This window comes from Microbacterium sp. Leaf151 (genome assembly GCF_001424225.1).
Lineage (GTDB): Bacteria > Actinomycetota > Actinomycetes > Actinomycetales > Microbacteriaceae > Microbacterium.
This window is the reverse complement of the sequence record NZ_LMOR01000004.1, coordinates 43,182-58,980: the sequence shown is the minus strand read 5'-3', so window position 1 is coordinate 58,980 and position 15,799 is coordinate 43,182. Positions and strand designations below refer to the sequence as shown.

Annotated in this window: 15 protein-coding genes; 10 read left to right on the top strand and 5 right to left on the bottom strand. The window is 68.0% G+C overall.

Going from position 1 to position 15,799, the window contains the following annotated elements; translation table 11 throughout:
* Positions 1 to 25 precede the first annotated feature (25 nt).
* The 4 genes from ASF76_RS17495 (at position 26) to ASF76_RS11040 (ending at position 4,525) form a co-directional block, all read left to right on the top strand.
* The gene (locus tag ASF76_RS17495; protein WP_055957441.1) at positions 26 to 1,381 is read left to right on the top strand and encodes a hypothetical protein; all 1,356 of its coding nucleotides are present in this window, start codon (positions 26 to 28) and stop codon (positions 1,379 to 1,381) included.
* Positions 1,382 to 1,689: 308 nt separating this feature from the next.
* Entirely contained in the window at positions 1,690 to 2,991 is a 1,302-nt protein-coding gene (hisD, locus tag ASF76_RS11050) for a histidinol dehydrogenase (RefSeq protein WP_055957438.1), read from the top strand.
* A 2-nt stretch (positions 2,992 to 2,993) separates the two neighbouring features.
* A complete protein-coding gene (nrdR, locus tag ASF76_RS11045) occupies positions 2,994 to 3,494 on the top strand; it encodes a transcriptional regulator NrdR (protein ID WP_055957435.1) in 501 nt (166 codons plus the stop codon).
* A gap of 5 nt (positions 3,495 to 3,499) precedes the next feature.
* On the top strand, positions 3,500 to 4,525 hold the full coding sequence (locus ASF76_RS11040; RefSeq protein ID WP_055959970.1) for a quinone-dependent dihydroorotate dehydrogenase: 1,026 nt from the start codon (positions 3,500 to 3,502) through the stop codon (positions 4,523 to 4,525).
* A 163-nt stretch (positions 4,526 to 4,688) separates the two neighbouring features.
* Here ASF76_RS11040 and ASF76_RS11035 read toward each other — a convergent pair whose 3' ends face one another.
* Positions 4,689 to 5,261: a DUF3043 domain-containing protein gene (locus ASF76_RS11035; protein WP_055957432.1), complete on the bottom strand. Its 573-nt coding sequence runs from the start codon at positions 5,259 to 5,261 to the stop codon at positions 4,689 to 4,691.
* A gap of 46 nt (positions 5,262 to 5,307) precedes the next feature.
* On the opposite strand from ASF76_RS11035, the gene ASF76_RS11030 reads away from it, so the two are divergent.
* The 6 genes from ASF76_RS11030 (at position 5,308) to ASF76_RS11005 (ending at position 11,166) form a co-directional block, all read left to right on the top strand.
* Positions 5,308 to 6,702 carry a dipeptidase gene (locus ASF76_RS11030; RefSeq protein ID WP_055957429.1) on the top strand — a complete coding sequence of 465 codons (1,395 nt, stop codon included), beginning with the start codon at positions 5,308 to 5,310 and terminating at the stop codon, positions 6,700 to 6,702.
* Between the two features lie 71 nt (positions 6,703 to 6,773).
* On the top strand, positions 6,774 to 7,136 hold the full coding sequence (locus tag ASF76_RS11025; protein ID WP_055957426.1) for a HesB/IscA family protein: 363 nt from the start codon (positions 6,774 to 6,776) through the stop codon (positions 7,134 to 7,136).
* A gap of 165 nt (positions 7,137 to 7,301) precedes the next feature.
* A complete protein-coding gene (gene ctaC, locus ASF76_RS11020; protein WP_082485017.1) occupies positions 7,302 to 8,183 on the top strand; it encodes an aa3-type cytochrome oxidase subunit II in 882 nt (293 codons plus the stop codon).
* Positions 8,184 to 8,185: 2 nt separating this feature from the next.
* Positions 8,186 to 9,949: an aa3-type cytochrome oxidase subunit I gene (gene ctaD, locus ASF76_RS11015; RefSeq protein WP_055957419.1), complete on the top strand. Its 1,764-nt coding sequence runs from the start codon at positions 8,186 to 8,188 to the stop codon at positions 9,947 to 9,949.
* 4 nt (positions 9,950 to 9,953) lie between these two features.
* Positions 9,954 to 10,370, top strand: coding sequence for a cytochrome c oxidase subunit 4 (locus ASF76_RS11010; RefSeq protein ID WP_055957416.1), 417 nt, complete (start codon positions 9,954 to 9,956; stop codon positions 10,368 to 10,370).
* Between the two features lie 4 nt (positions 10,371 to 10,374).
* Complete coding sequence (locus ASF76_RS11005) at positions 10,375 to 11,166, top strand: PP2C family protein-serine/threonine phosphatase (protein ID WP_055957413.1); 792 nt, start codon at positions 10,375 to 10,377, stop codon at positions 11,164 to 11,166.
* A 22-nt stretch (positions 11,167 to 11,188) separates the two neighbouring features.
* On the opposite strand, the gene ASF76_RS11000 is transcribed toward ASF76_RS11005, so the two are convergent.
* The 4 genes from ASF76_RS11000 to qcrA all read right to left on the bottom strand — a co-directional run bounded on the left by ASF76_RS11000 (position 11,189) and on the right by qcrA (position 15,795).
* Complete coding sequence (locus ASF76_RS11000; RefSeq protein WP_055957410.1) at positions 11,189 to 12,145, bottom strand: alpha/beta fold hydrolase; 957 nt, start codon at positions 12,143 to 12,145, stop codon at positions 11,189 to 11,191.
* Between the two features lie 32 nt (positions 12,146 to 12,177).
* A complete protein-coding gene (locus tag ASF76_RS10995) occupies positions 12,178 to 12,585 on the bottom strand; it encodes a rhodanese-like domain-containing protein (protein ID WP_055957407.1) in 408 nt (135 codons plus the stop codon).
* Between the two features lie 310 nt (positions 12,586 to 12,895).
* A complete protein-coding gene (gene qcrB / locus ASF76_RS10990) occupies positions 12,896 to 14,740 on the bottom strand; it encodes a cytochrome bc1 complex cytochrome b subunit (RefSeq protein ID WP_055957404.1) in 1,845 nt (614 codons plus the stop codon).
* Entirely contained in the window at positions 14,737 to 15,795 is a 1,059-nt protein-coding gene (qcrA, locus tag ASF76_RS10985) for a cytochrome bc1 complex Rieske iron-sulfur subunit (protein ID WP_055957402.1), read from the bottom strand. The genes qcrB and qcrA overlap by 4 nt, the downstream gene beginning before the upstream one ends.
* Positions 15,796 to 15,799 lie beyond the last annotated feature (4 nt).

The following is a 15,799-nucleotide window of genomic DNA, read 5'->3' as shown; positions in this document are numbered from 1 at the left end:
CCGCCGCCCTGGTGAAAGGATCATCGTGACCGATCAGAACCCCCACGACGGGAACGCCCCCGCCGATCGTGAGCGTCTCGCCACACCCACCGACGAGACACCCTCAGTCGACCACCCCGTCTCCGCCGTGCACGCAGGGGAGCACCGTTCCGTTCCGGCGTCCGCTCACGCCAACTCCGGTGCACGCGACCACGACCACCTCCCTCGCACCGCCGATGCTCCGCAGTACGGCATCGGACCTTTCTCCGTCCGCGAAGTCGCCCTTCTCGGCATCTGGGTCGTCGCCTTCTTCGTGTCGTTCTTCCGGATCAACATCCTCGACTCGCCGTCCGGCGTGCTCATCGGCGGCCTGAACGTCTGGCTGTCGGGACTGTGGTGGATTCCCACCGTCGCGCTCCCGACCGTCGCCGTGGGGCTCCTGGTGCTCCGCCGCCTGTCGCCCCAGGGCATCCGTCGTGTCGGCTCGCTCGGCATCGACCAGTTCGCCTCGGTCGCCTTCACCGTCTCGGCGTTCGTGTGGGTCTCCTGGGTGTGGGACACGGTCGTGATCTTCAACGAGACCGGCATCTGGACGCGGTCGTGGGTCATCTGGGTCGAAGCAGTCGTTCTGCTCGCCGGTATGGTGCTGACCGTCTTCGGGCCCGTCATCCCGCCTTTCGCCCAGGACTTCCGGGACCGCGAGGAGGTTCCCGCGCACCGGAGCGCCCGCCCGATCCGTCCCGTCGTCTCCCGGCCCCGCGCTCCGCGGCGCGCTGAGGAGAACCACGCCTCGGGGCCCCCGGCTGAAGAGCCCTCTCCCCGTCACGGCGCCGATGGGGCCGCGCCCGGCACCTACACCGGGTCGACCGACTTCGCGCACGACGAGGCGGCCCCGCGCACGACGGTGCTTCCTGCCCGTGCCGGCGACGACAGCGACACCGACGTCTTCGCGCCCCTGCGGGCGGATCGCGACGATCAGCCGGACGGCGGGCAGCGCCACGATGCCCACCTCTCCGACGACACCCGCCGCGACGATCGGGGCCTCGACGACCCGCTACACGACGAGCACCGCGCCGATGACCGGCGTCACGAAGAGGATGGTCACGGCGAGCACGACCGCTCCGGCTATCTGCGCGACGGGCAGCGTCGGGCAGACGAGCCGCGCCGGACGGGCGACCACGATGCGCATAACTCGCGCGACGAGCACCCCCACGCGCAAGCGTTCTGGGCGCTCGCTCCGGAGCAGCGAGAAATCGTCGACGACTACGGCACGCCGATCTTCCACATCGGGCCCACGGCGTGGGCTCTCGTGGTCGAGGACCGGGGCGAGACGTTCGTGGTTCGCCACGACGACGGACGCATCGGTTACCTGCACGACGTGTCGGGAATCACGCGCGGCTGATCATGTCCCGCGAGCCGCCCGCCGTGCCCGCGTCAGCTCGCGGGACCGAATCCGCGCGGTGGAATGCGTGGGTGGATTCCGCGCGGTGTACTCCGCGGGTGGAATCCGCGCGGTGTACTCCGCGGGCGGCTTTGCTCGGCGAGGCTCACCCGGTCGTGATTGCCTCGTAGCCTGACCCGGCGAGAAGCAGGCGGCCCTCGTCGGCTCCCCGAGCAGAGGCCGACGAGCCCCGGTCACCGACTGAGCACCATCTGCGAGCCGCTCGCCGCGCGCGGGGCAGTGCGTGCGCGGCCGGTAGCCTGGGAATCATGCTCCGCACGATCGATCTCCGCGGCCGCGTGCTCTCGCCGGCTGAACTCCTCGCCGTCGTCCCGCGCGCCGACGCCGCGCGCGACGAAGCCCTCGCCACGGCTGCGCGTCTCGTCGATGACGTCGCTCATCGCGGCGAAGAGGCCCTGCGCGAGCAGGCCGCCCGGTTCGACCGGGTGAGCGACCACGCCATCCGCGTTCCCGCCGACCACCTCGAAGAGGCGCTGCGCAACCTCGCCCCCGAGATCCGTGCGGCACTCGATACCGCTATCGAACGGGTGCGAACGGCGTCCGCCGCGCAGGTGCCCGCCCCCGTCGTGACCGAGATCGGCGTTGGTGCCCGGGTCACTCAGCGCTGGCAGCCGGTGCGCCGGGTCGGCCTGTACGTACCCGGCGGCAAGGCGGTCTATCCCTCCAGCGTCGTGATGAACGTCGTCCCCGCCCAAGTCGCGGGCGTGCGCGAAGTCGCCCTCGCTTCACCGCCGCAGTCCGCGTTCGGCGGGCGCGTGCACCCCGTCATCCTGGCCGCGGCGCACCTGCTCGGCGTCACCGAGGTCTACGCGATGGGCGGGGCCGGCGCCATCGGTGCCTTCGCCTACGGGGTGTCCGAGATCGGTCTCGACCCGGTCGACGTCGTCACCGGGCCCGGCAACAACTTCGTCGCCTCCGCAAAGCGCGCCGTGGCCGGCCGCGTCGGCACGGACTCCGAGGCGGGGGCCACCGAGATCCTTGTCGTCGCCGACGACAGCGCCGCGCCGCACCTGATCGCCGCCGACCTCGTCAGCCAGGCCGAGCACGACGAGCAGGCGTCGGCCGTGCTCGTGACCGACTCCGCCGCGCTGGCCGAGGCCGTGAAGGCCGCGCTTCCCGCACGCGTGGACGCGACGCGTCACAGCGAGCGCGTGACCGCCGCCTTCCACGGCCCGCAGTCGGCTGTCGTGCTGGTCGACGACATCGCGCAGGCCACTGCGTTCAGTAACGCCTACGCCCCCGAGCACCTGGAGCTGCACCTCGCCGATCCGCGGCCCGAGGAGTTCGTCAACGCGGGGGCGGTTTTCGTCGGCCCGTACACGCCCGTGAGCCTGGGCGACTACCTCGCCGGCAGCAACCACGTGCTGCCCACGGGCGGTCAGGCGCGGTACGGCGCGGGACTGTCTGCGGCGACGTTCCTCCGGCCCCAGCAGGTCGTCGAGTACGACCGCGCCGCGCTGTCCGAGGTGCGCGATGCCATCGTCACCCTCGCCGAGGCCGAGGCGCTGCCCGCGCACGGTGAGGCCGTGACCGCGCGTTTCGAGGCGTAATCGTGCACTGTCCCTTCTGCCGCAACCCCGACTCTCGCGTCATCGACTCCCGCACGAGCGACGACGGCCTCAGCATCCGTCGCCGCCGGCAGTGCCCGAAGTGCGGAGGACGGTTCTCGACGGTCGAGACCGCGAGCCTCAACGTCATCAAGCGTTCGGGCGTGGTCGAGCCGTTCAGCCGCGAGAAGGTGATGTCGGGCGTACGCAAGGCGTGTCAGGGCAGGCCCGTAACCGACGCCGACCTCGCGGTGCTCGCCCAGCGGGTCGAGGAGGCGATCCGACAGACGGGGTCGTCGCAGATCGAGGCGAATGAGATCGGTCTGTCGATCCTCGGCCCGCTCCGCGATCTCGACGAGGTCGCCTACCTGCGCTTCGCAAGCGTCTACCAGGCGTTCGACTCCCTCGAGGATTTCGACGCGGCGATCGCGCAGCTGCGCGCGGATCACGCCGACCGCGACGCCGCCCTCGCAGACGGCGACCTCGACGGGCGTCCAGTAGCCTGACGGTGATGTATCCCCTCCTCTTCCGCACGGTCCTCACCCGCCTCGATCCCGAGTTCGCCCACCACCTCGGCGCGCTCGTCATCCGTGCCGCGGGCATCGAGCCGGTGGCATCCGTGCTCCGCCGCTTCACGTCCCCGGCACCCGATCAGCGCGTGCGGGCACTCGGGCTGGATTTCGCCTCGCCGTTCGGTGTGGCGGCGGGCTTCGACAAGAACGTCACGATGGGGCGAGGGCTCGGCGCCCTCGGGTTCGGCCACGTCGAGGTGGGCACCGTCACGGCGTTGCCGCAACCGGGCAACCCCAAGCCGCGTCTGTTCCGCCTCGTCGCCGACCGTGCCGTGGTCAACCGCATGGGCTTCAACAACGACGGCGCGGCTGCGGCCGCCGCCAAGCTCCGGCGCCTCCGTCGGTCGGGCACGCGCCCGGTGATCGGTGTGAACATCGGCAAGAGCCGTGTGGTCGCCGTCGAAGATGCCACCACCGATTACGTCCGCAGCGCCAAAATGCTCGCGCCCCTCGCCGACTACCTCGTGGTCAACGTCTCCTCGCCCAACACGCCCGGGCTGCGCGGACTCCAGGCGGTCGAGACCCTTCGTCCGCTCCTGACGGCCGTGCGGGATGCTGCGGGCGACACCCCGCTCCTGGTCAAGATCGCGCCCGACCTCGACGACACCGAGGTGCAGGACATTGCGCGCCTGGCCGTCGATGCGGGCCTGTCGGGCATCATCGCCACGAACACCACCATCGAGCGCTCGGGACTCCACACGGATGCCGCGACGGTCGAGGCCGCTGGCGCCGGCGGTCTGTCGGGTGCCCCGCTCAAGGCGCGCGCGGCCGAGGTGCTGCGGCTCGTCCGCGAGGCCGTTCCGGCGGAGTTCGTGGTCGTCTCAGCCGGGGGAGTGGAGACCGCCGACGATGTGCGCGAGCGTCTCGCCGCCGGCGCGACTCTCGTGCAGGGCTACACCGGATTCCTCTACCGCGGACCCCTCTGGGCCCGCCAGATCAACCGCGGCCTCTCGCGCGGCCGCTGACGCCGCCGACCGCTCTTCGACTCCCTGCCCGCGCGGTAGGTTGCCCCGGCACGTCCCTGCGGTCCCGTCCACGCGGCATGGTCTGGACATCCGCTGCCCGCCTCGTCAGCGGAAAGACGAAGCGGCGCGCCCGAAGGCGCACCGCTCGCGGAATCGGGTGAGATCAGACCGGGTACTGCCCGCGCTTGACCTGGGCCTTGGGCAGACGCATGAAGCGCATCTGCACGGTGCGCATCGCGGCATACCAGCCGAGACCCTTCTCGATTCGGCTCTCGCCGAACTTCTCCTTCGCGGCCTTCTTCACACGGATGGAGGTGATGATCATGTCGCCCACGACGAACAGGATGAAGATCCACAGCGCCACGAACGACCAGTACTGGAAGATCGACATGGGGATGAGCGTCGCGACGATGACGAGGACCATGAACGGCATGACGCCCTCGCCGAGGTGCCATCCGGCATCCACGAAATCGCGCGCGAAGCGGCGCTGCGGGCCGCGGTCGCGCACCGGCAGGTAGCGCTCCTCGCCGGCGGCCATACCGATCCGGGCCTTCTCGCGCTGAGCGGCGAGGTCGGCCCGCGCGCGGGCCTTCGCCTCTTTGGTGTCGGGGACGAGGGGACGCTTGCGCGCGGCCTCCTGCTCGGCGCGCGACGGGGTCGCACGACCTTTGCCCGTGCCGATCTCCGTCGGGTCGACGGGGGTGTCGTTGGGTGCGGGGGCGGGGGACTTGGCCACGGGAAACCTCGGTGCTTCGCTGATCAGGAGATTTAAGATTACCCGCATGACCCTCGACCTGTCCCGGCAGGACGCTGTGCAAAATGCAGCGGACTCCGGCATCCCCGCAGCCCTCGCCGATCTCGGTTCCCTCGTGCGCATCCCCTCGATCGCGTGGCCGGCGTTCGACCAGTGCGCGCTCGTGCAGAGCGCCGACGCCGTCGCCGCCCTTCTCGAGGGCACGGGCGTCTTCGACACGGTGAAGGTTGCGCGCGCCGCCATCCCCGGCACCGATGAGATGGGACAGCCCGCCGTGCTCGCGTCGCGCGCCGCGCGCAACGGACGCCCCACCGTGCTGCTGTACGCGCATCACGACGTGCAGCCCCCGGGTGACGAGGCGCTGTGGGACTCCCCGCCGTTCCAGCCGACGGTGCGCGACGGGCGTCTCTATGGTCGCGGCGCCGCCGACGACAAGGCCGGCATCATGGCCCACGTCGGTGCCATCCGTGCCGTGGCCGAGGTGCTCGGAGACGACCTCGACCTGGGCCTCGCCGTCTTCGTCGAGGGCGAAGAGGAGTACGGCTCCCGGTCGTTCGCGCAGTTCCTGTCCGACAACGCCGACGTGCTCCGCTCCGACGTGATCGTCGTCGCCGACTCCGGCAACTGGGACGAACGCACCCCCGGGCTCACCGTGTCCCTGCGGGGCAACGCCCGTTTCACCCTGACGGTGAAGACGCTCGAGCACGCTTCGCACTCGGGCATGATGGGCGGCGCGGTCCCGGATGCCATGCTCGCCACGGTCAAACTGCTCGCGACTCTGTGGGACGACGACGGCGCCGTGGCCGTCGACGGCCTCGCGGTGCGCGAGGGCGCGACTCCCGATTACGACGAGTCGACGCTGCGTGCGGAGTCGGGCCTGCTTGAGGGAGTCACCCCCATCGGGCGCGACTCGATCCTCAGCCGCATCTGGAACAAGCCGTCGATCACCATCACCGGCTGGGATGCCACGCCCGTGTCTGCAGCATCCAACACCCTGGCTCCCGAGACGAGCGTCGTCATCAGCGCACGTGTCGCTCCCGGACAGGATGCCGACGAGGCGTTCGCCGCGATCCAGAAGCACCTGCGCGCCCACGCCCCGTTCGGCGCGCGCCTGGAGTTCAGCGACGTCGACTGCGGCGACTCGTTCCTCGTCGACACGAGCGGGTGGGCCGTCGAGGAAGCGCGTGCGGCCTTCGCGGAGGGGTACGGCGTCGAGTCCGTCGACGTCGGTATCGGCGGGTCCATCCCCTTCATCGCCGACCTCGTACGGGAGTTCCCGGCCGCCCAGATCCTCGTCACGGGAGTGGAGGATCCGCATGCGCGGGCGCACAGCCCCAACGAGTCGCTGCACCTCGAGACCTTCCGCAACGCCCTCGTATCTGAGGCGCTCCTGCTGACACGGCTGAACGACCGAACCGTCTGACGGGGCCGCGGGGGCGGGATCGGCGTAGACTCCATACGTCCCCGCGACCGATCAACCCGAAGGGCATCGCCATGACCGACACCACTCTGTCGCCCGCCGACACCCGTGAGCACGGCGTGGGCCTGACCGCCGCCGCCTCCGACAAGGTGAAGAGCCTGCTGTCGCAGGAGGGTCGTGACGACCTGCGTCTGCGCGTGGCCGTCCAGCCCGGCGGATGCTCCGGACTCATTTACCAGCTCTACTTCGACGAGCGCTACCTCGACGGTGACAAGGTCGTCGACTTCGACGGCGTCGAGGTCATCGTCGACGACATGAGCGTGCCGTACCTCGACGGTGCGAGCATCGACTTCAAAGACACGATCTCCGAGCAGGGCTTCACGATCGACAACCCCAACGCGCAGGGTTCCTGCGCCTGCGGTGACAGCTTCCACTGAGCTCTGCCGCCGTTTTACGGCGTCGTTTCGAGAACCCCCGGGACCACGGATCACACCGTGGAATCCGGGGGTTCTCGATGTCTCGGCACTGGACGAATGGCCTGAGAACGGTAAGAGGTTGCCGTAGACTGTCAAAGCTTCATCCACGACCCGGAAAGGTGCATTGTGCCCTCCAAACGTCGCCTTCGTTGGGCAGCGCTCCCTCTCGGGATCGCGTCCGTCGCACTCCTCTCGGGCTGCACCACGACCCAGCTGCACGGATTCCTGCCCGGCTTCGTCGATGACGGAACGCCCGCCACGAACCACACCGACATGGTCGCCGGTCTGTGGGTCAACTCGTGGATCGTGCTCCTCGCCGTGGGCGTCATCACCTGGGGTCTCATGCTGTGGTCGGTCATCGCGTACCGCCGTCGCCGGGGCCAGTCCGGTCTGCCGGTGCAGTTGCGCTACAACATGCCGGTCGAGATCTTCTACACGATCGTCCCGCTGATCCTGGTCGTCGGTTTCTTCGCCTTCACGGCGCGCGACCAGAACACGCTCGAGACGCAGTACGACGACCCCGACGTGTCGATCACCGCCTACGGCAAGCAGTGGGCTTGGGACTTCCAGTACAACGGCGAAGAGGAAGACAACTCCGACGCCGTCTACTCGATGGGTGTGCAGGCGATCGCCACCTCCGACGGGTACGACCTCAACGACGTGCCCACCCTTTACCTGCCGGTGAACAAGACGGTCAAGATCGACCTGCGCTCGCGCGACGTCATCCACTCGTTCTGGATCATCGACTTCCTCTACAAGAAAGACATGTACATCGGCCGCGACAACGAGTGGTCGTTCATGCCCACTCGTGAGGGCACGTACGAGGGCAAGTGCGCCGAGCTGTGCGGTGAGTACCACTCCGCCATGCTCTTCAACGTCAAGGTCGTCAGTGAGGCCGAGTACGAGGACTACCTCGACTCGTTGCGCCGCGCGGGCGACGTCGGTGACATCAGCGACCTGTCGCGTCTGCAGAACCTGACGACGACCGGTACCGAAGGGAACGAGTGATCATGGCCACGACGCTTCCGCTCCAGGGGACGGGCCCCTCGCGGCCGACGACTCTCCCGCCGCGTCAAGCCGCACTGCTGAGCACCACGCGTGTCGAGCAGAAGGGCAACCTGGTCGTCAAGTGGATCACCTCCACCGACCACAAGACCATCGGGTACATGTACTTGATCGCCTCCGTGCTGTTCTTCATGCTCGGTGGCGTGATGGCGCTGATCATCCGTGCTGAGCTCTTCGAGCCCGGCATGCAGATCATCCCGACCAAAGAGCAGTACAACCAGCTGTTCACCATGCACGGCACGATCATGCTGTTGATGTTCGCGACGCCGCTGTTCGCCGGCTTCGCCAACGCGCTGCTGCCGCTGCAGATCGGTGCGCCCGACGTGGCGTTCCCCCGTCTGAACGCGTTCGCGTTCTGGCTCTTCCTCTTCGGTTCGACGATCGCCGTCTCGGGCTTCCTCACCCCGCAGGGTGCGGCCGGCTTCGGGTGGTTCGCCTATCAGCCGCTCGCCAACGCCAGCTTCTCGCCGGGCGTCGGAGGAAACCTCTGGATGCTGGGCCTCGGCATCAGCGGTTTCGGCACGATCCTCGGTGCAGTGAACTTCATCACCACCGTGCTGACCATGCGCGCACCCGGTATGACCATGTGGCGCATGCCGATCTTCTCGTGGAACACGCTGATCACGAGCATCCTGATCCTGCTCGCGTTCCCCGTGCTGGCGGCCGCCATCTTCGCCGCCGCCGCCGACCGCGTGCTCGGCTCCCACATCTACAGCCCCGAGAACGGTGGTGTCCTGCTCTGGCAGCACCTCTTCTGGTTCTTCGGTCACCCCGAGGTGTACATCATCGCGCTGCCGTTCTTCGGCATCGTGTCCGAGATCTTCCCGGTCTTCAGCCGTAAGCCGATCTTCGGGTACAAGACCCTCGTCTACGCCACCATCGCGATCGCCGCTCTCTCGGTGGCCGTGTGGGCGCACCACATGTATGTCACCGGCGGCGTGCTGCTGCCCTTCTTCGCCCTGATGACGATGCTCATCGCGGTCCCGACGGGCGTGAAGATCTTCAACTGGATCGGCACGCTGTGGCGTGGATCCGTCACCTTCGAGACGCCGATGGTCTTCGCCCTGGGCTTCCTGGTGTCCTTCGTCTTCGGCGGTCTCACCGGCGTGATCCTGGCGTCGCCTCCGCTGGACTTCCACCTGTCCGACTCGTACTTCGTGGTCGCGCACTTCCACTACGTCGTGTTCGGCACGGTCGTGTTCGCGATGTTCGCCGGGTTCTACTTCTGGTGGCCCAAGTGGACCGGAAAGATGCTCAACGAGCGTCTCGGCATGGTGCACTTCTGGATGCTGTTCGTCGGCTTCCACATGACCTTCCTCATCCAGCACTGGCTCGGCGTCGACGGCATGGTCCGTCGATACGCCGACTACGCCGCCGCCGACGGATGGGCATGGGAGAACCAGCTGTCCACCGTCGGGTCGATGATCCTCGGCGCCTCGATGATCCCCTTCCTCCTGAACGTGTGGATCACCGCCCGCAAGGCCGCGCGCGTGACGGTCGACGACCCGTGGGGCTACGGAGCATCGCTCGAGTGGGCGACGTCGTGCCCGCCGCCGCGCCACAACTTCACCTCGATCCCGCGCATCCGCAGCGAGCGTCCCGCGTTCGACCTGAACCACCCCGAAGCCGGTATCCCGGTCGGCGTGGGTCCGGCCAAGGACGCCCCCGATGCACCTGTCGTCGACGCTGCTGCCGGAGAGGTCAAGTAAGTCCATGCGTACCAACGTCAATCTCTGGTGGATCCTCGCGGTCTTCTCGTTCCTCATCGCGGCGGTTTACACCGTGTGGAGCCTCATCCAGCACGGCGGTGTCGAGTGGGTCGGCACGGTGGCGCTCGGCTTCCTCGGGCTCATGTCGTCGATGATCGCGTTCTACATCGGTCGCGTCCTCAAGTCCCAGCGCGGCGAGCTGCCCGAGGACACCCTGACGGCCGACATCGATGACGGTGACCCCGAGATGGGCGAGTTCAGCCCGTGGTCGTGGTGGCCCATCGTGCTCGCGGCGTCCGCGGCGATCGCCGTGATCGGTCTGGCTGTGGGCAGCTGGCTCGTGCCCGTCGGTTTCGCGGTCTTCGTGATCGCCATCGTCGGCTGGGTGTACGAGTACTACCGCGGGTACTTCGCACGCTGATCCTGTGCCCGTTCGGCTGATAACGGCCGCCGTCTCGGATGCCGGCGCCCATCGTCCCACCAACCAGGACGCCGCTTTCGCGGCGTCCTGGGGTGCGGCGGTGGCTGACGGCGTCGGCGGTGGCCCGTCCGGTGATCTTGCGTCGGCGGCTCTGGTGCACCGCCTGGTCGCAACCCGCGGCGGAGGGCTCGATGCCGATGGCCTGCTCGTGCGCATCCGCGAGGCGAATTGGGATATCCGAGCGCATGTCGAGCGCAACCCCGCCCTCGAGGGCATGGCGACGACGTTCACGGGTATCTTCCTGAGCACGACGGGCGACCTGCTCCTCGCGCATACGGGTGACTCCCGTGCCTACCTTCTGCGCGATGGGGAATTCTCCCGTGAGACGCGCGACGACTCCTACGTTCAGGCCCTGGTCGACCACGGCATCATTCCGCCGGAGGCGGCCGCAGCGCACCCCCGTCGCAACATCATCACCGCTTCTCTCGGCGGAGCCGAAGGAGACGTGGTCTCCGTCGCTGAGCGTCCGCCGCGCATCGGAGACCGCTGGGTTCTCTGCAGCGACGGCCTCACCGACTACGTGCCCGAGGCCGACGTCGCACGGCTCATCGCCGAAGCCTCCGGCCCTCGTGAGGCCGCGGCATCCGCTGTCGCCCTGGCGCTCGAGGCAGGAACGCGAGACAACGTGACGGTCGTTGTCTGCGACGTCGTCGACGACGATGACACCACCACGGTGGACCCGGTGTTCTTCGGGTCGGCCGCGCGGTGGTTCGCAGAAGACGTCGAGACCGCCTGAGCGGACACCGCTCCAGGTCCCGTCATCGAGCCGCGGCTTTCGCAAAGGCGTCCATCGCCTCTATCGCCAGCCCCGCGCTCCGCGGGCCGCCGTGCCCGTCCTCCTCGACGACTTCCAGTCTGCTGCCCGGCCATGACCGGTGGAGGCGCCACGGCGTCAATACGGGCCCGCTGATGTCGCGTCGCCCGTGCACCAGAACCCCGGGAATCCCGGCGAGCTCGGAGGCTCGTGCGAGGACCGACTGATCGCCAGGCAGAAAGCAGTCATGCGCCCAGTAGTGCGTGACGAGGGTGGCGAAGTTCAGGCGGTGCCGGTCGTCCGGATGCAGAGGTCCTGGCGCTGCATGAGGCCCGAGCGAGATGTGAGCGGTCTCCCACGCGTCCCACTCGTCGGCGGCCCGTCGGCGCACCTCGGGCGAGGGATCTGTGAGCAGTCGTGCGTATCCCTCTATCGTGCGCTCGTCGTCGGACAGGGGCGCTCGTAAGCGTTCATGCGCCTCAGGAAAGACAGGAGCAACGCCGTCGGTGATCCAATCGATCTCCCACCGGTGGCCCGTGGTCACGGCGAGGTTGACGATCTCTGTCACGCGATCGCGGTGCGCGAGCGCGTATGCGAGTGCGAGGGTGGATCCCCAGGACACGCCGTGCAGCAGCCACCGTTCGATGCCGAGGTGAACGCGGACGGCCTCGAGGTCATCGATCAGCTGCACCATGGTCTGCGTCCGCAGGCTGGACACGTCGTCAGAGGCCCACGGCGTGCTGCGGCCGCACCCGCGTTGGTCGATGCCGACGATGAGGTGCAGCGCGGGATCGAACCGACGGCGGTAGCCGCCAGGGCCGAGGCCGCCGCCGGGCCCGCCGTGCAGATACAGCGCGGGACGTCCCCGCGGGTTGCCCGAGGTCTCCCAGTACAGTCGGGCACCGTCGGGCCGCTCCAGGAAACCGCTCGCGAAAGGGGTGATCGGAGGATGCGGAGGCATCCCGGCATCCTATGCGCCGGAGTACCCAGCCGTCAGCGTCGCACGACCATGACGGTGGCATCGAATACCCGATCGCACGGCCCGTCATCGTTCTCGAAGGGCTGTCCCTCGCGCACCCAGTACTCGTAGCCGCCGATCATCTCGCGCACCTCGTATCCCAGCTGCGCGAAAGCGAGAGCGCCCTTCTGGCCAGCATTGCAACCGGGGCTCCAGCAGTAGACCACGACCGGCATGTCGAGGGGGATCTCCCGTGGAGCTCGATCCGCGATCACGCGATAGGGCATGTGCAGAGCGCCCGTCACACGCCCCTGCAGCCAGGCGTCATCCCCTCGCACGTCGACGAGCACGAAGCGCTCCCCGGCCTTCTGCGCGGCGTAGACGTCGGACGGATCGGTCTCGACGGCGAGGCGGGTTCGGAAGTACTCGAGTGCATCGATCACCCCTCCACGGTAGACACCGGGCGCATGACGGGGGAGGTGCCCGGAGGCCACGATGCCGCGGCATCCTGCCAGAACCCACGGTGGTCAGTGGGTGGGAGACCGGACGGACATCCGGAGGCCACGGGGCGGCATCTGCCAGAACCCACGGTGGTCAGTGGGCGGGAGACCGGGAAGACGTCCGGATGCCACGGGGCGGCGGCATCCTGCCGGCCTCAGGTCGGGGAATCGCCCTGTCGATCGGGTGCGACGACCGGTCGCCGCATACGACTGAAGCCCCGGTGCCGTAGCACCGGGGCTTCACTCAAGAGTCTTACTCGCTCTTCTCACCGCGGGGGCGGTTGGCCTCTCCGAGTCCCTTGGGAGCCGGGATCTCGACCTCGACACGCTCGCCGACCGCGTTGCGGGGACGACCGTCTTCATCGGCGCGGGCATCGGCGCCGGCGATCTCGTCGGCCTCCTCGTGCGCGATGTGGTCGAGCTCGTGGTGCTGGTGCGCGACCGCAGCATCGATCTCGGCCTGCGTGAGAGGTGCCAGACGGTCTTCGAAGAACCACCGCGACACCGAGGCACGGATGTTCTCGTGCCAGGGGATCTGACCCTTCTCGTTCGGGCGGACGACGAGGGGCTCGTAGGTCTCGTTGTCGACGAGCTTCCAGCGCTCGAACTCGTCGACGGGCTGGTGAACCTCGATGTACTCGCCGCCGGGCAGGCGCACGATGCGACCCGACTCGTACCCGTGCAGAGCAATCTCGCGGTCCTTCTTCTGCAGCGCGATGCAAATGCGCTTGGTGACGAAGTAGGCGAGGATCGGGCCGAGGATCAGCAGGGCCTGGAGGGCGTGGATGACGCCCTCCATCGTGAGGTGGAAGTGCGTCGCGATGATGTCGGACGACGCCGCGGCCCACATGACGGCGTAGAACGTGACACCGGCGGCACCGATGGCGGTGCGGGTTGCGGCGTTACGCGGACGCTGGGCGATGTGGTGCTCGCGCTTGTCTCCGGTGACCCACGCCTCGATGAAGGGGTAGATCAGCACGAGGACGATGAACAGACCGAGCACGGCGACCGGCAAGATGATGTTCCACGACCAGGTGTGTCCCCACAGCACGAACTCGAGGTGCGGTGGCACGAGACGCAGCGCGCCATCGGCGAAGCCGATGTACCAGTCGGGCTGAGTACCGGCCGACACGGGCGACGGGTCGTAGGGACCGTAGTTCCAGATCGGGTTGATCGTCACCAGTGCGGCGACCAAGACGATCACGCCGAACGTGATGAAAAAGAAGCCACCCATCTTGGAGGCGTACACCGGCATGATCGGGTAGCCCACGACGTTGCTGTTCGTGCGGGCGGGACCGGCGAACTGCGTGTGCTTGTTGATGATCATCAACATGAGGTGCACAGCGAGCAGGGCGACGAGGATCGCCGGCAGCAGCAGGATGTGCAAGGTGTACAGACGACCGACGATGGTGGTGCCGGGGAACTCACCGCCGAAGAGGAGGAACGAGGTCCAGGTGCCGATGATCGGCAGACCCTTGATCATGCCGTCGATGATGCGCAGGCCGTTACCCGACAGCAGGTCGTCGGGGAGCGAGTAGCCGGTGAAGCCCTCTGCCATCGCCAGGATGAAGAGGATGAAACCGACGACCCAGTTGAGCTCACGCGGCTTGCGGAACGCACCCGTGAAGAACACGCGGAGCATGTGCACACCGATACCGGCGACGAACACGAGCGCCGCCCAGTGGTGGATCTGACGGACGAGCAGACCGCCGCGCAGGTCGAACGAGATGTGCAGCGCCGACTCCATTGCTGCCGACATCGCGATACCGCGCATGGGCTCGTACGCACCGTTGTAGTGCGTCTCGACCATCGACGCCTGGAAGAAGAACGTCAGGAACGTGCCGGAGAGCAGCACGACGACGAAGCTCCACAGGGCGATCTCGCCGAGCATGAACGACCAGTGGTCGGGGAAGACCTTGCGACCGAGCTCCTTGACGAGGCCCGACATGCTCGTGCGCTCGTCGAGGTAGTTCGCCGCGGCGCCGACGAAACGGCCCCCGAGCGGCTTGCCGTCTCGACCGGCGGGCGCCTGCGGCGGACCGGAGTAGACGGCAGGTTCGGTGGTGACGTTCTCGGTGGGGTGAGTACCGGTACTCATGAGCGCTCCCAGAAGCTGGGGCCGACGGGCTCGTGGAAGTCACTCTGCGCGACGAGGTAGCCCTCGGCGTCGACGGTGATGGGGAGCTGCGGCAGGGGACGGGCAGCCGGGCCGAAGATGACGGCCGCGCCGTTGGCGACGTCGAACTGCGACTGGTGGCAGGGGCACAGAAGGTGGTGGGTCTGCTGCTCGTACAGTGCCACGGGGCAACCGACGTGGGTGCAGACCTTGGAGTACGCGATGATGCCGTCGTACGACCAGTCGAGGTTGTTGGTCTCGGGGTTGAGCTGCTCGGGCTGCATGCGCATGAGCAGCACGATGGCTTTGGCCTTCTCTTCGAGGTAACCCTCGTCATGACCGAGGCCGGCGAGCTCTTCGGGGATCACGTGGAAGGCGGAGCCGAGGGTGACGTCGGCCGCGCGGATCGGACGACCGGAGGGGTCGTGCGACAGGCGCATGCCTTCTTTCCACATCGTGTGGCTCAGCATCGTCACGGGGTCCTGATCCTGCGGCGCGAGTCCGCGGAAGAGGGTGATGCCGGGAATGATGGATGCCGCCAGCGCAGCGAACATCGAGTTGCGGATGATCTCGCGACGACCGAAGCCGGAGTCCTTGTCGGCCTCGGCGAAGACGTTGATCGCACCCTCGCGAACCTCGTCGCGCCCACGGGTCGCGTGGCGGTCCTCCATGTACTCCTTGTCGGACATGACCGACTTGCCCCAGTGGATGGTGCCGATGCCGATCGCCAGCAGCGCGAAGGCGATGCCGAGCCCGATGAAGAGGTTGTTGTAGCGGATGTCAATCATCGCGCCCGACTCGATCGGGAAGATCATGTAGGCGATGCTCGCCCAGATGCTTGCCGCGACCGAGACGTAGAACAGGGTGTAGACCGTGCGGACCGCACGCTTCATCTCCTGCGGGTCCTTGTCGGTCATCCGCTGACGGTGACCGGGCAGGCCCGGGTTGTTTACGGCGTCGGGAACCGCGACGGCGAGGCCCGAGCCGGGCTTCCAAGAAGCCCTCTCGTGCTCGAGTGCGTCGTCCTCGTGTGCCATGGTG